The 15032-nt window shown below is 34.7% G+C and carries 11 protein-coding genes, 1 riboswitch and 1 other annotated feature; of the genes, 10 read left to right on the forward strand and 1 reads right to left on the reverse strand.

The features are described from left to right. Positions 1-402: 402 nt before the first annotated feature. Genes yaaA through gyrA form a run of 4 tightly spaced genes read left to right on the forward strand, consistent with a single transcriptional unit; the run spans position 403 to position 6398 of the window. On the forward strand, positions 403-648 hold the full coding sequence (gene yaaA, locus ACXQH5_RS09890) for a S4 domain-containing protein YaaA (RefSeq protein ID WP_001789359.1): 246 nt from the start codon (positions 403-405) through the stop codon (positions 646-648). Continuing rightward, entirely contained in the window at positions 645-1757 is a 1113-nt protein-coding gene (gene recF / locus ACXQH5_RS09895; protein WP_000775117.1) for a DNA replication/repair protein RecF, read from the forward strand. Before yaaA ends, recF begins: the two co-directional genes overlap by 4 nt. A gap of 9 nt (positions 1758-1766) precedes the next feature. Beyond that, the gene (gene gyrB, locus ACXQH5_RS09900) at positions 1767-3701 is read left to right on the forward strand and encodes a DNA topoisomerase (ATP-hydrolyzing) subunit B (protein ID WP_000255586.1); all 1935 of its coding nucleotides are present in this window, start codon (positions 1767-1769) and stop codon (positions 3699-3701) included. Positions 3702-3737: 36 nt separating this feature from the next. Then, a complete protein-coding gene (gene gyrA, locus ACXQH5_RS09905; protein WP_000819089.1) occupies positions 3738-6398 on the forward strand; it encodes a DNA gyrase subunit A in 2661 nt (886 codons plus the stop codon). 87 nt (positions 6399-6485) lie between these two features. Here gyrA and ACXQH5_RS09910 read toward each other — a convergent pair whose 3' ends face one another. After that, positions 6486-7298: an NAD(P)H-hydrate dehydratase gene (locus ACXQH5_RS09910; RefSeq protein ID WP_000449218.1), complete on the reverse strand. Its 813-nt coding sequence runs from the start codon at positions 7296-7298 to the stop codon at positions 6486-6488. A 325-nt stretch (positions 7299-7623) separates the two neighbouring features. On the opposite strand from ACXQH5_RS09910, the gene hutH reads away from it, so the two are divergent. The 6 genes from hutH to ACXQH5_RS09940 all read left to right on the forward strand — a co-directional run bounded on the left by hutH (position 7624) and on the right by ACXQH5_RS09940 (position 15032). Continuing rightward, the gene (gene hutH, locus ACXQH5_RS09915; protein WP_000177463.1) at positions 7624-9138 is read left to right on the forward strand and encodes a histidine ammonia-lyase; all 1515 of its coding nucleotides are present in this window, start codon (positions 7624-7626) and stop codon (positions 9136-9138) included. Between the two features lie 72 nt (positions 9139-9210). Next, positions 9211-9426 (forward strand) — a binding site (T-box leader). A gap of 89 nt (positions 9427-9515) precedes the next feature. Next, positions 9516-10802 (forward strand): serine--tRNA ligase, encoded by a 1287-nt coding sequence (gene serS, locus ACXQH5_RS09920; protein ID WP_000884334.1) that lies wholly within the window; start codon positions 9516-9518, stop codon positions 10800-10802. Positions 10803-11448: 646 nt separating this feature from the next. Further along, the gene (locus tag ACXQH5_RS09925) at positions 11449-12144 is read left to right on the forward strand and encodes an AzlC family ABC transporter permease (RefSeq protein WP_000207096.1); all 696 of its coding nucleotides are present in this window, start codon (positions 11449-11451) and stop codon (positions 12142-12144) included. Next, positions 12141-12470 carry an AzlD domain-containing protein gene (locus ACXQH5_RS09930; RefSeq protein WP_000628053.1) on the forward strand — a complete coding sequence of 110 codons (330 nt, stop codon included), beginning with the start codon at positions 12141-12143 and terminating at the stop codon, positions 12468-12470. The genes ACXQH5_RS09925 and ACXQH5_RS09930 overlap by 4 nt, the downstream gene beginning before the upstream one ends. Positions 12471-12674: 204 nt before the next feature. Next, positions 12675-12773, forward strand: a riboswitch (SAM riboswitch). Between the two features lie 59 nt (positions 12774-12832). After that, positions 12833-13801: a homoserine O-acetyltransferase MetX gene (gene metX / locus ACXQH5_RS09935; RefSeq protein WP_458067204.1), complete on the forward strand. Its 969-nt coding sequence runs from the start codon at positions 12833-12835 to the stop codon at positions 13799-13801. A 292-nt stretch (positions 13802-14093) separates the two neighbouring features. Further along, positions 14094-15032 carry a YybS family protein gene (locus ACXQH5_RS09940; protein ID WP_001838601.1) on the forward strand — a complete coding sequence of 313 codons (939 nt, stop codon included), beginning with the start codon at positions 14094-14096 and terminating at the stop codon, positions 15030-15032.

Below are 15032 nucleotides of genomic sequence, written 5' to 3' on the forward strand. Positions count from 1 at the left end.
TGCCCTTTTAGGGCTGGCCAGTAAGGAAGGCTTATAGCCGCAGAACAAACCACCCGTTCACACGGGTGGTTTTGATTTGGCAAAAATAATTCTAGATTCGTATATAAAATAAATTTGACAGCATTTTAAACAGCAAATAAAAGACGCCAATTAAATTTATGACAAATGTATCCAAAATTTAATAAGTGTGCTTATATGCCCTTTAAATTTAAAATTTTAATAGTCAATAACAAGTTGAATACAAAAGTTAAACGCCGTTAAATAGCGTTAAAAAATTGAAAAAGACAGTATTGCCAAAAAATAAGAATTAATTATTTATATGTAAACGGTTTCTACCTCTATTTTAAATGAAATTTGTGACAAAAAAAGGTATAATATATTAATGACATACAAAGAAATGGAGTGATTATTTTGGTTCAAGAAGTTGTAGTAGAAGGAGACATTAATTTAGGTCAATTTCTAAAAACAGAAGGGATTATTGAATCTGGTGGTCAAGCAAAATGGTTCTTGCAAGACGTTGAAGTATTAATTAATGGAGTGCGTGAAACACGTCGCGGTAAAAAGTTAGAACATCAAGATCGTATAGATATCCCAGAATTACCTGAAGATGCTGGTTCTTTCTTAATCATTCATCAAGGTGAACAATGAAGTTAAATACACTCCAATTAGAAAATTATCGTAACTATGATGAGGTTACGTTGAAATGTCATCCTGACGTGAATATCCTCATTGGAGAAAATGCACAAGGAAAGACAAATTTACTTGAATCAATTTATACCTTAGCTTTAGCAAAAAGTCATAGAACGAGTAATGATAAGGAACTCATACGTTTTAATGCTGATTATGCTAAAATAGAAGGTGAGCTTAGTTATAGACACGGCACGATGCCATTAACAATGTTTATAACTAAAAAAGGTAAACAAGTCAAAGTGAATCACTTAGAGCAAAGTCGACTAACCCAATATATTGGACACCTCAATGTGGTTCTATTTGCGCCAGAAGATTTGAATATTGTAAAAGGCTCTCCTCAAATAAGACGACGCTTTATAGATATGGAGTTGGGCCAAATTTCTGCTGTTTACTTAAATGATTTAGCTCAATACCAACGTATTTTAAAGCAAAAGAATAATTACTTAAAGCAGTTACAATTAGGCCAAAAAAAGGACTTAACAATGTTGGAAGTATTAAATCAGCAGTTTGCTGAATATGCAATGAAAGTAACTGATAAACGTGCACATTTTATTCAAGAGCTAGAGTCGTTAGCTAAACCGATTCATGCTGGTATCACAAATGATAAAGAAGCGTTGTCGCTGAATTATTTACCTAGTCTTAAATTTGATTATACTCAAAATGAAGCGGCACGACTTGAAGATATTATGTCTATTCTTAGCGATAATATGCAAAGAGAAAAAGAACGAGGCATTAGCTTATTCGGACCACATCGAGATGATATAAGTTTTGATGTGAATGGCATGGATGCTCAAACATATGGTTCTCAAGGACAGCAACGTACAACGGCTTTGTCCATTAAATTAGCTGAAATTGAGTTAATGAATATCGAAGTTGGGGAATATCCCATCTTATTATTAGACGATGTACTCAGTGAATTAGATGATTCGCGTCAAACGCATTTATTAAGTACGATTCAGCATAAAGTACAAACATTTGTCACTACGACATCTGTAGATGGTATTGATCATGAAATCATGAATAACGCTAAATTATATCGTATTAATCAAGGTGAAATTATAAAGTAACAGAAAGCGATGGTGACTGCATTGTCAGATGTAAACAACACGGATAATTATGGTGCTGGGCAAATACAAGTATTAGAAGGTTTAGAAGCAGTACGTAAAAGACCAGGTATGTATATAGGATCGACTTCAGAGAGAGGTTTGCACCATTTAGTGTGGGAAATTGTCGATAATAGTATCGATGAAGCATTAGCTGGTTATGCAAATCAAATTGAAGTTGTTATTGAAAAAGATAACTGGATTAAAGTAACGGATAACGGACGTGGTATCCCAGTTGATATTCAAGAAAAAATGGGACGTCCAGCTGTCGAAGTTATTTTAACTGTTTTACATGCTGGTGGTAAATTTGGCGGTGGCGGATACAAAGTATCTGGTGGTTTACATGGTGTTGGTTCATCAGTTGTAAACGCATTGTCACAAGACTTAGAAGTATATGTACACAGAAATGAGACTATATATCATCAAGCATATAAAAAAGGTGTACCTCAATTTGACTTAAAAGAAGTTGGCACAACTGATAAGACAGGTACTGTCATTCGTTTTAAAGCAGATGGAGAAATCTTCACAGAGACAACTGTATACAACTATGAAACATTACAGCAACGTATTAGAGAGCTTGCTTTCTTAAACAAAGGAATTCAAATCACATTAAGAGATGAACGTGATGAAGAAAACGTTAGAGAAGACTCCTATCACTATGAGGGCGGTATTAAATCTTATGTTGAGTTATTGAACGAAAATAAAGAACCTATTCATGATGAGCCAATTTATATTCATCAATCTAAAGATGATATTGAAGTAGAAATTGCGATTCAATATAACTCAGGATATGCCACAAATCTTTTAACTTACGCAAATAACATTCATACGTACGAAGGTGGTACGCATGAAGACGGATTCAAACGTGCATTAACGCGTGTCTTAAATAGTTATGGTTTAAGTAGCAAGATTATGAAAGAAGAAAAAGATAGACTTTCTGGTGAAGATACACGTGAAGGTATGACAGCAATTATATCTATCAAACATGGTGATCCTCAATTCGAAGGTCAAACGAAGACAAAATTAGGTAATTCTGAAGTGCGTCAAGTTGTAGATAAATTATTCTCAGAGCACTTTGAACGATTTTTATATGAAAATCCACAAGTCGCACGTACAGTGGTTGAAAAAGGTATTATGGCGGCACGTGCACGTGTTGCTGCGAAAAAAGCGCGTGAAGTAACACGTCGTAAATCAGCGTTAGATGTAGCAAGTCTACCAGGTAAATTAGCCGATTGCTCTAGTAAAAGTCCTGAAGAATGTGAGATATTCTTAGTCGAAGGGGACTCTGCCGGGGGGTCTACAAAATCTGGTCGTGACTCTAGAACACAGGCGATTTTACCATTACGAGGTAAGATATTAAATGTTGAAAAAGCACGATTAGATAGAATTTTGAATAACAATGAAATTCGTCAAATGATCACAGCATTTGGTACAGGAATCGGTGGCGACTTTGATCTAGCGAAAGCAAGATATCACAAAATCGTCATTATGACTGATGCCGATGTGGATGGAGCGCATATTAGAACATTGTTATTAACATTCTTCTATCGATTTATGAGACCGTTAATTGAAGCAGGCTATGTGTATATTGCACAGCCACCGTTGTATAAACTGACACAAGGTAAACAAAAGTATTATGTATACAATGATAGGGAACTTGATAAACTTAAATCTGAATTGAATCCAACACCAAAATGGTCTATTGCACGATACAAAGGTCTTGGAGAAATGAATGCAGATCAATTATGGGAAACAACAATGAACCCTGAGCACCGCGCTCTTTTACAAGTAAAACTTGAAGATGCGATTGAAGCGGACCAAACATTTGAAATGTTAATGGGTGACGTTGTAGAAAACCGTAGACAATTTATAGAAGATAATGCAGTTTATGCAAACTTAGACTTCTAAGCGCTGTGAACTGAACTTTTGAAGGAGGAACTCTTGATGGCTGAATTACCTCAATCAAGAATAAATGAACGAAATATTACCAGTGAAATGCGTGAATCATTTTTAGATTATGCGATGAGTGTTATCGTTGCTCGTGCATTGCCAGATGTTCGTGACGGTTTAAAACCAGTACATCGTCGTATACTATATGGATTAAATGAACAAGGTATGACACCGGATAAATCATATAAAAAATCAGCACGTATCGTTGGTGACGTAATGGGTAAATATCACCCTCATGGTGACTCATCTATTTATGAAGCAATGGTACGTATGGCTCAAGATTTCAGTTATCGTTATCCGCTTGTTGATGGCCAAGGTAACTTTGGTTCAATGGATGGAGATGGCGCAGCAGCAATGCGTTATACTGAAGCGCGTATGACTAAAATCACACTTGAACTGTTACGTGATATTAATAAAGATACAATAGATTTTATCGATAACTATGATGGTAATGAAAGAGAGCCGTCAGTCTTACCTGCTCGATTCCCTAACTTATTAGCCAATGGTGCATCAGGTATCGCGGTAGGTATGGCAACGAATATTCCACCACATAACTTAACAGAATTAATCAATGGTGTACTTAGCTTAAGTAAGAACCCTGATATTTCAATTGCTGAGTTAATGGAAGATATTGAAGGTCCTGATTTCCCAACTGCTGGACTTATTTTAGGTAAGAGTGGTATTAGACGTGCATATGAAACAGGTCGTGGTTCAATTCAAATGCGTTCTCGTGCAGTTATTGAAGAACGTGGAGGCGGACGTCAACGTATTGTTGTCACTGAAATTCCTTTCCAAGTGAATAAGGCTCGTATGATTGAAAAAATTGCAGAGCTCGTTCGTGACAAGAAAATTGACGGTATCACTGATTTACGTGATGAAACAAGTTTACGTACTGGTGTGCGTGTCGTTATTGATGTGCGTAAGGATGCAAATGCTAGTGTCATTTTAAATAACTTATACAAACAAACACCTCTTCAAACATCATTTGGTGTGAATATGATTGCACTTGTAAACGGTAGACCGAAGCTTATTAATTTAAAAGAAGCGTTGGTACATTATTTAGAGCATCAAAAGACAGTTGTTAGAAGACGTACGCAATATAACTTACGTAAAGCTAAAGATCGTGCCCACATTTTAGAAGGATTACGTATCGCACTTGACCATATCGATGAAATTATTTCAACGATTCGTGAGTCAGATACAGATAAAGTTGCAATGGAAAGCTTGCAACAACGCTTCAAACTTTCTGAAAAACAAGCTCAAGCTATTTTAGACATGCGTTTAAGACGTCTAACAGGTTTAGAGAGAGACAAAATTGAAGCTGAATATAATGAGTTATTAAATTATATTAGTGAATTAGAAGCAATCTTAGCTGATGAAGAAGTGTTATTACAGTTAGTTAGAGATGAATTGACTGAAATTAGAGATCGTTTCGGTGATGAGCGTCGTACAGAAATTCCATTAGGTGGATTTGAAGACTTAGAGGACGAAGACTTAATTCCAGAAGAACAAATAGTAATTACTTTGAGCCATAATAACTACATTAAACGTTTGCCGGTATCTACATATCGTGCTCAAAACCGTGGTGGTCGTGGTGTTCAAGGTATGAATACATTGGAAGAAGATTTTGTCAGTCAATTGGTAACTTTAAGTACACATGACCATGTATTGTTCTTTACTAACAAAGGTCGTGTATACAAACTAAAAGGTTATGAAGTGCCTGAGTTATCAAGACAGTCTAAAGGTATTCCTGTAGTGAATGCTATTGAACTTGAAAATGATGAAGTCATTAGTACAATGATTGCTGTTAAAGACCTTGAAAGTGAAGACAACTTCTTAGTGTTTGCAACTAAACGTGGTGTCGTTAAACGTTCAGCATTAAGTAACTTCTCAAGAATAAATAGAAATGGTAAGATTGCGATTTCGTTCAGAGAAGATGATGAGTTAATTGCAGTTCGTTTAACAAGTGGTCAAGAAGATATCTTGATTGGTACATCACATGCATCATTAATTCGATTCCCTGAATCAACATTACGTCCTTTAGGCCGTACAGCAACGGGTGTGAAAGGTATTACACTTCGTGAAGGTGACGAAGTTGTAGGGCTTGATGTAGCTCATGCAAACAGTGTTGATGAAGTATTAGTAGTTACTGAAAATGGTTATGGTAAACGTACGCCAGTTAATGACTATCGTTTATCAAATCGTGGTGGTAAAGGTATTAAAACAGCTACGATTACTGAGCGTAATGGTAATGTTGTATGTATCACTACAGTAACTGGTGAAGAAGATTTAATGATTGTTACTAATGCCGGTGTCATTATTCGACTAGATGTTGCAGATATTTCTCAAAATGGTCGTGCAGCACAAGGTGTTCGCTTAATTCGCTTAGGCGATGATCAATTTGTTTCAACGGTTGCTAAAGTAAAAGAAGATGCAGATGAAGTAAATGAAGATGAACAATCTACTGTATCTGAAGATGGTACTGAACAACAACGTGAAGCGGTTGTAAATGATGAAACACCAGGAAATGCAATTCATACTGAAGTGATTGATTCAGAAGAAAATGATGAAGATGGACGTATTGAAGTAAGACAAGATTTCATGGATCGTGTTGAAGAAGATATACAACAATCATCAGATGAAGATGAAGAATAATAAAAAAATAAGACTTCCCTATATGTAGGGGAGTCTTATTTTTATGCTAGAAAGTAATGCTGTACTATATTCAATGATTAGTAATGATTAACTTTCTAATTGTTTCATTGCGTAAGGTATTTCATTGATAAGTCTTGATGGTGGCACCACATACATATCTTTTGCAAGATTTTCGCCAATAAAACTATGTGTATATGTGGCACTCATAACCGCTTCTTTTAAGTTATCAAATTGACCAACAAAACTTGTAATCATACCAGCAAGTGTATCGCCCATACCACCAGTCGCCATTGCTGGGCTACCGATTGTTAATTTAAAGTCTTCATCTTTAAAGAAAATTTCAGTACCATGTTTTTTAAGTACAACAGTTGCGCCTAAACGATCAACTGCTTCACGATTACGCTCATATGTCTGTTCCTCAATAGGAATACCACTTAATCGCTCCCATTCTTTGAGATGCGGAGTAAAAATCACGCGACATGTAGGTAATTGCGGTTTCAGTTTACTAAATATTGTAATCGCATCGCCGTCTACGATTAAATTTTGATGCGGTTGTATATTTTGTAGTAGGAATGTAATGGCATTATTTCCTTTGAAATCAACGCCAAGACCTGGACCAATTAGTATACTGTCAGTCATTTCAATCATTTTCGTCAACATTTTCGTATCATTAATATCAATAACCATCGCTTCTGGGCAACGAGAATGTAATGCTGAATGATTTGTTGGATGTGTAGCTACAGTGATTAAACCACTACCGCTAAATACACATGCACGAGCCGCTAACATAATGGCACCACCTAAGTTAGCAGATCCACCAATTAATAAAATTTTGCCATAATCACCTTTATGTGAATCTTCTTTACGCTTAGGAATGTTAATAGAATTTAACGTTTCCATAGTGATATAACCTCCCATGTAAAAGCCTTTTCCGAATTTATTCAATTTTAAAAATATATAGTAACTTTTAACAAAATGTATTATAAATTTCTGAATTCATTATTATTTGTCGTTAAATACAATAGAAAATACTATACCTGTATATGCAATTCGTCAATAGATAAATTATTAAATATGCTTACAACAATCTTAATATCCTTTAACGCACTACAATAGTGCTCTGATAATAGGTTATAAATGTACGTAAAAGCATTGTTTCAATAAAAATGAAAACGTATACTTCAAGAAGGATGGGTTACTTAATATAAACAAGGGGGTAACATATATGACTTTATATTTAGATGGTGAAACACTAACTATTGAGGATATTAAATCATTTTTACAACAACAATCAAAGATTGAAATTATTGATGATGCGTTAGAACGTGTCAAAAAAAGTAGAGCGGTAGTTGAACGTATTATTGAAAATGAGGAAACGGTTTATGGTATCACTACAGGTTTTGGGTTATTTAGTGATGTACGTATAGACCCGACGCAATATAATGAATTACAAGTGAATCTGATACGCTCACATGCCTGTGGGCTAGGTGAGCCATTTTCAAAAGAAGTAGCATTAGTCATGATGATTTTACGATTGAATACATTATTAAAAGGTCATTCAGGTGCCACTTTAGAATTAGTGAGACAATTACAATTTTTTATAAATGAACGTATTATACCGATAATCCCACAACAAGGCTCTCTCGGTGCATCAGGAGATTTAGCACCATTATCACACTTAGCATTAGCATTAATTGGTGAAGGGAAAGTATTGTACAGAGGAGAAGAAAAGGATAGTGACGATGTATTAAGAGAATTAAATAGACAACCTTTGAACCTTCAGGCTAAAGAAGGTTTAGCATTGATTAATGGTACGCAAGCTATGACAGCTCAAGGTGTCATTAGTTATATAGAAGCAGAAGATTTAGGTTACCAATCTGAATGGATTGCTGCATTAACGCATCAGTCTCTTAATGGCATTATAGATGCATATCGACATGATGTGCACGCTGTTCGTAATTTTCAAGAACAGATTAATGTGGCAGCGCGTATGCGTGATTGGTTAGAAGGATCAACATTAACGACGCGACAAGCAGAAATACGTGTACAAGATGCATATACGTTGCGTTGTATACCACAAATCCATGGCGCGAGTTTTCAAGTATTCAATTATGTTAAACAGCAATTAGAATTTGAAATGAATGCGGCTAATGATAATCCACTTATATTTGAGGAAGCAAATGAAACGTTTGTTATTTCAGGTGGTAACTTCCATGGACAACCTATTGCTTTTGCATTAGATCATCTTAAATTAGGTGTAAGTGAATTAGCAAACGTATCGGAACGTCGTCTAGAGCGACTAGTAAATCCTCAATTAAATGGTGATTTACCAGCATTTCTTAGTCCAGAGCCAGGATTGCAAAGTGGCGCGATGATTATGCAATATGCTGCTGCAAGTCTCGTTTCTGAAAATAAAACTTTAGCGCATCCAGCGAGTGTTGATTCTATCACTTCATCTGCGAACCAAGAAGATCACGTATCTATGGGAACTACAGCTGCTAGACATGGTTATCAAATTATTGAAAATACAAGACGTGTGTTGGCAATCGAATGTGTTATTGCATTACAAGCAGCAGAGTTGAAAGGTGTTGAAGGATTATCACCAAAAACACGTCGCAAGTATGATGAGTTTCGAAGTATCGTGCCATCCATTACACATGACCGTCAATTTCATAAAGATATTGAAGCGGTTGCACAGTATTTAAAGCAATCAATTTATCAAACGACTGCATGTCACTAAATCGACATGAGTGATGTTTGAAATCGTTACTTGAAAAAGCAAATATAGTTTGCTATATTAAAAATAACTTAATAAGACATTGTTCGTAGGACAAGTAATATATAGTGTTCGATATCAGAGAGCTTGTGGTTAGTGTGAACAAGAATCAACATATATATGAATCTACCTACTTATTTAAAAGAACAATCGGTGATAACCGTTATTTTAGTGAAGTGCAATTTAGGTTTAGCGTATCTTTATAACTTAAATTGTTAAATAGGGTGGCAACGCGTAGACCACGTCCCTTGTAGGGATGTGGTCTTTTTTTATTTTCTAAAAAATAAAGACGTATGTCATTCCATAATAAATGATAATTATTTGGGAAAGGATGAAGGTTAATGTTAGACATTAGATTATTCAGAAATGAGCCTGACACAGTTAAGAGCAAAATTGAATTACGCGGAGATGATCCAAAAGTTGTAGATGAAATTTTAGAATTGGATGAGCAACGACGTAAATTAATTAGTGCAACAGAAGAAATGAAAGCACGTCGTAATAAAGTAAGCGAAGAAATCGCATTAAAAAAACGTAATAAAGAAAATGCTGATGATGTGATTGCTGAAATGCGCACATTAGGTGACGATATTAAAGAAAAAGATAGTCAATTAAATGAAATTGATAATAAAATGACAGGTATCCTTTGTCGTATTCCAAATTTAATAAGTGATGATGTACCTCAAGGTGAATCTGATGAAGATAACGTTGAAGTTAAAAAGTGGGGTACACCACGTGAGTTTTCATTTGAACCAAAAGCACATTGGGATATTGTAGAAGAATTGAAAATGGCTGATTTTGATCGTGCAGCAAAAGTTTCAGGTGCGCGTTTTGTATATTTAACAAATGAAGGTGCGCAATTAGAGCGTGCTTTAATGAACTATATGATTACAAAACATACAACACAACATGGTTATACAGAAATGATGGTACCACAGCTTGTGAACGCAGATACAATGTATGGTACAGGTCAATTACCTAAATTTGAAGAAGATTTATTTAAAGTAGAAAAAGAAGGATTATATACAATTCCAACTGCTGAAGTACCATTAACGAATTTCTATCGTAATGAAATTATTCAACCAGGTGTACTTCCTGAAAAATTCACTGGTCAATCTGCATGTTTCCGTAGTGAAGCAGGATCAGCAGGTAGAGATACAAGAGGATTAATTCGTTTACATCAATTCGATAAAGTGGAAATGGTACGTTTTGAACAACCTGAAGATTCATGGAATGCTTTAGAAGAAATGACAACAAACGCAGAAGCAATTCTAGAAGAGTTAGGTTTACCATACCGTCGTGTTATTTTATGTACAGGTGATATTGGATTTAGTGCAAGCAAAACATATGATTTAGAAGTTTGGTTACCAAGCTACAATGATTATAAAGAAATTAGTTCATGCTCAAACTGTACGGATTTCCAAGCGCGTCGTGCTAACATCCGCTTCAAGCGTGACAAAGCAGCTAAACCAGAATTAGCACATACATTAAATGGTAGTGGTTTAGCAGTTGGACGTACATTTGCTGCTATTGTTGAAAATTACCAAAATGAAGATGGAACAGTAACAATTCCAGAAGCATTAGTACCATTTATGGGTGGTAAAACACAAATTTCAAAACCAGTTAAATAAAGGCTTTAGCTACAAGCTTTAAAAAGTATATATCTACGTATACTTAAAGCAAGGGCAAGATACTTTAAATAATATTTTAAAAAGTGGTGACGAAGCTGTCGCCACTTTTTTTGTGCTGTAAAAGTATAATAGTGAGCCAATACACATAACAACAATAAATTAAGTTTGTGGTTCAATGGGGTGAACGCATTTCATTATAGCAACAATACGGGATAATTATGATGAACTAAAACAATCTAAAGCGTAACAAAATTGAGCAAAAATATTATAGGAAATTAAGCGATAAATAACTGATTTCGTTGATGTAGTATGAGTAATATCGATGCAGTAGGGTAGGGGGGATGATGATTATAAGGGATCGGGACATGAATCAATATCCCAGACTCATCATTAGATATAAAAAATTATAAAATTAGTACTTAAAAACAACTACAAATCCGTAGAAAATATAGAGGTAGTCTTAAATAAAAAATTGAAAATTCTCAAAACTAAAAAGTTGAGACGGAAGTATTTCAAGACATCGGTATGTATAACCTCAGACAAACCGATGTCTAATGTTGTTGCTTAGGGTATAGAACTGTATTAGACTAGGTATATTATTTTTTCGTAATTATATAAATATAAAGTGGCAAAGGAGGTAGTTGAGATGACAACACATTTAAGTTTTAGACAAGGCGTGCAAGAGTGTATCCCTACATTATTAGGTTATGCCGGTGTTGGTATTTCATTTGGTATTGTGGCTTCGTCTCAAAACTTTAGTATTTTAGAAATTATCTTGTTATGTCTTGTTATATATGCCGGTGCTGCGCAATTTATTATGTGCGCATTGTTTATAGCAGGTACACCGATATCAGCGATTGTACTAACTGTATTTATCGTAAATTCAAGAATGTTCCTTTTAAGTATGTCGCTTGCACCAAACTTCAAGACATATGGGTTTTGGAACCGTGTTGGATTAGGTTCATTAGTAACTGACGAAACGTTTGGTGTCGCCATTACACCTTATTTAAAAGGAGAAGCTATCAATGATCGCTGGATGCATGGTCTTAATATTACAGCATATTTATTTTGGGCAATTTCATGTGTAGCTGGGGCTTTATTTGGCGAATATATCTCAAATCCGCAAATGTTAGGATTAGACTTTGCTATCACAGCTATGTTTATCTTTTTGGCCATTGCGCAATTTGAATCAATTACTAAATCGCGATTAAGAATTTACATAGTACTCATTATTGCCGTCATAGTAATGATGTTATCGCTAAGTATGTTTATGCCTTCATATCTAGCAATATTAATTGCAGCCACAATTTCAGCAGCGTTAGGAGTGATGATGGAACGATGATAACTCATATGAACATGTTAATACTTATTTTATTGTGTGGTATCGTAACGCTATTAATTCGAATTATACCTTTTATCATGATTTCAAAAGTGCAATTGCCTGATGTCGTGGTTCGATGGCTATCATTTATTCCGATCACACTATTTACGGCACTTGTCATTGACAGCATTATTCAGCAGACGCCTCATGGTGAGGGGTATACATTAAACATCCCTTACATTATCGCGCTCATTCCGACGGTTATTTTATCTTTAATCACGCGTAGTTTAACTATTACAATTATTAGTGGGATTGTTATCATGGCAGCATTACGATTTTTCTTTTAAAAATAACTGAAAATCATTGAACAGATATTTAAACTTAGGTAAACTGTTAGTAATCAGAAAATTCTGATATACAAATCGTCTATGTTAAGATTGGGAATCGTGTATACGTAAGCGATTTGGCTAACGCATGACAATGATAACAACATTTTAAATGATAAAAGTAATTCATCACTGAATCTCAACTAACACATAACAATTTCATATTTCTTATTGTGAGAAGTTGAGGGACTTGGCCCTGTGATACTTCAGCAACCGACTTTATAGCACGGTGCTAAAACCAACGAGTTACTCGAATGATAAGTATAAAGACTTCTTACTTTTCAATAGGGTGAGAAGTTTTTTTGTTTAAGGAGGAAAGAACAATGACAAATTACACAGTAGATACTTTAAATCTAGGGAAATTTATTACAGAATCTGGGGAAGTCATAGATAACTTGCGTTTGAGATATGAGTATGTCGGTTATCATGGACAACCATTAGTTGTAGTTTGTCATGCATTAACTGGCAATCATTTAACATATGGAACAGATGATTATCCGGGGTGGTGGCGAGAAATTATTGATGGGGGATATATTCCCATTCACGATTATCAATTTTTAACATTTGATGTTATTGGTAGTCCTTTCGGTTCAAGTTCACCTTTAAACGACCCTCATTTTCCTAAAAAATTAACATTAAGAGATATTGTTAGAGCGAATGAACGAGGTATACAAGCGCTTGGTTATGACAAAATTAATATTTTAATAGGGGGAAGTCTTGGAGGTATGCAAGCAATGGAACTACTTTACAATCAACAGTTTGAAGTAGATAAAGCCATTATCCTTGCTGCAACAAGCCGAACATCATCTTATAGTAGAGCTTTCAATGAAATTGCGCGTCAGGCCATTCATCTTGGTGGTAAGGAAGGACTAAGTATTGCACGCCAATTAGGTTTTTTGACATATCGATCATCAAAAAGTTATGATGAACGTTTCACGCCGGATGAAGTAGTCGCATACCAACAACATCAAGGTAATAAATTTAAAGAACATTTTGATTTGAATTGTTATCTGACACTGCTAGATGTATTGGATAGTCACAACATTGACCGAGGTCGCACAGATGTAACGCATGTTTTTAAAAATTTAGAAACGAAAGTCTTAACGATGGGATTCATAGATGATTTGCTATATCCGGACGATCAAGTTCGTACTTTAGGTGAACGTTTTAAATATCATCGTCATTTCTTTGTACCTGATAACGTTGGTCATGACGGATTCTTATTAAACTTTAATACATGGGCACCTAACTTATATCATTTTTTGAATTTAAAGCATTTTAAGCGCAAGTAATAATGTATATATTTTCAAAGAATGAAGCCACTAAATCACAGTTATCATATTCAAAAACATCTAGAGTACATGAAAGTGGAAATGAATTGTAAATCTAAATCAAGCTTGATTGCTATGTAGTGGGATTAAATAATCATGTTGAAAATGAAAGCACACAAAAGCGATTCAAATGAGTATGTTAATTACTTATAAAACATGAAAGTTATTATTCAATTAAATGAAATAGAAGCATACAATCTATAAATTGTTAATTTCCATTAAAGAGGTTAAAATAATAGCTATAGTTAAAAATATGGGAGTGGCTTATGTGTTTTCAAAAATACAACCTAAAGCAACAATAATTGCAACGATTGCGTTGGTATTTGTCGCTTTAGCTTTATATCTAGTGCCTGGTTTAGGACTAATATTTGCATTATTTGCAACCATACCAGGTATCGTTTTATGGAATAAATCAATACAATCTTTCGGGATTAGTGCACTTATTACAGTAATTATAACAACTGTTTTAGGTAATACTTTCGTTTTAAGTGCTATCATATTAGTCTTAATTGCAAGTTTAATTATTGGTCAATTGCTTAAAGAAAAAACGTCTAAAGAAAGAATATTGTACGTAACAACAGTAGCGATGAGCTTAATTTCATTAATCGCTTTTATGTTACTACAAACATTTGTAAGAATTCCACCATCAGCGAGCATAGTAAAACCTTTCAAGCAAACATTACATGAAGCGATTACGATGAGCGGTGCCGATGCGAATATGACCCAAATATTAGAAGAAGGGTTTAGACAAGCGACCGTTCAATTACCAGGTTTCATCATTATCATTACATTTTTAATCGTCTTAATTAACTTAATCGTTACATTTCCGATTTTACGAAAATTTAAAATCGCTACACCTGTATTTAAGCCACTTTTCGCGTGGCAAATGAGCGGTATTTTGTTATGGATATACATTATTGTTATCATATGTTTATTATTTACAGGTCAACCGAGTGTGTTCCAGAGCATTCTTTTAAACTTCCAACTTGTGTTATCATTAGTGATGTATATTCAAGGTTTAAGTGTTATTCATTTCTTTGGTAAAGCGAAAGGTTTGCCGAATGCAGTAACGATTTTACTATTGATTATCGGTACAATACTGACACCTACGACGCATATTGTAGGACTACTTGGTGTTATCGATTTAAGTTTGAATTTGAAGCGAATCATGAAAAATAATTCTAAAAAGTGA

This window comes from Staphylococcus sp. SA22 (assembly GCF_054165785.1).

Bases quoted from the DNA above. Each gene is read 5' to 3' on its own strand.
- serS (WP_000884334.1), top strand. From the start codon at position 9,516: ATGTTAGACATTAGATTATTCAGAAATGAGCCTGACACAGTTAAGAGC.
- metX (WP_458067204.1), top strand. From the start codon at position 12,833: ATGACAAATTACACAGTAGATACTTTAAATCTAGGGAAATTTATTACA.
- recF (WP_000775117.1), top strand. From the start codon at position 645: ATGAAGTTAAATACACTCCAATTAGAAAATTATCGTAACTATGATGAG.
- gyrA (WP_000819089.1), top strand. From the start codon at position 3,738: ATGGCTGAATTACCTCAATCAAGAATAAATGAACGAAATATTACCAGT.
- ACXQH5_RS09930 (WP_000628053.1), top strand. From the start codon at position 12,141: ATGATAACTCATATGAACATGTTAATACTTATTTTATTGTGTGGTATC.
- gyrB (WP_000255586.1), top strand. From the start codon at position 1,767: ATGGTGACTGCATTGTCAGATGTAAACAACACGGATAATTATGGTGCT.
- ACXQH5_RS09925 (WP_000207096.1), top strand. From the start codon at position 11,449: ATGACAACACATTTAAGTTTTAGACAAGGCGTGCAAGAGTGTATCCCT.
- ACXQH5_RS09910 (WP_000449218.1), bottom strand. From the start codon at position 7,298: ATGGAAACGTTAAATTCTATTAACATTCCTAAGCGTAAAGAAGATTCA.
- hutH (WP_000177463.1), top strand. From the start codon at position 7,624: ATGACTTTATATTTAGATGGTGAAACACTAACTATTGAGGATATTAAA.
- ACXQH5_RS09940 (WP_001838601.1), top strand. From the start codon at position 14,094: ATGGGAGTGGCTTATGTGTTTTCAAAAATACAACCTAAAGCAACAATA.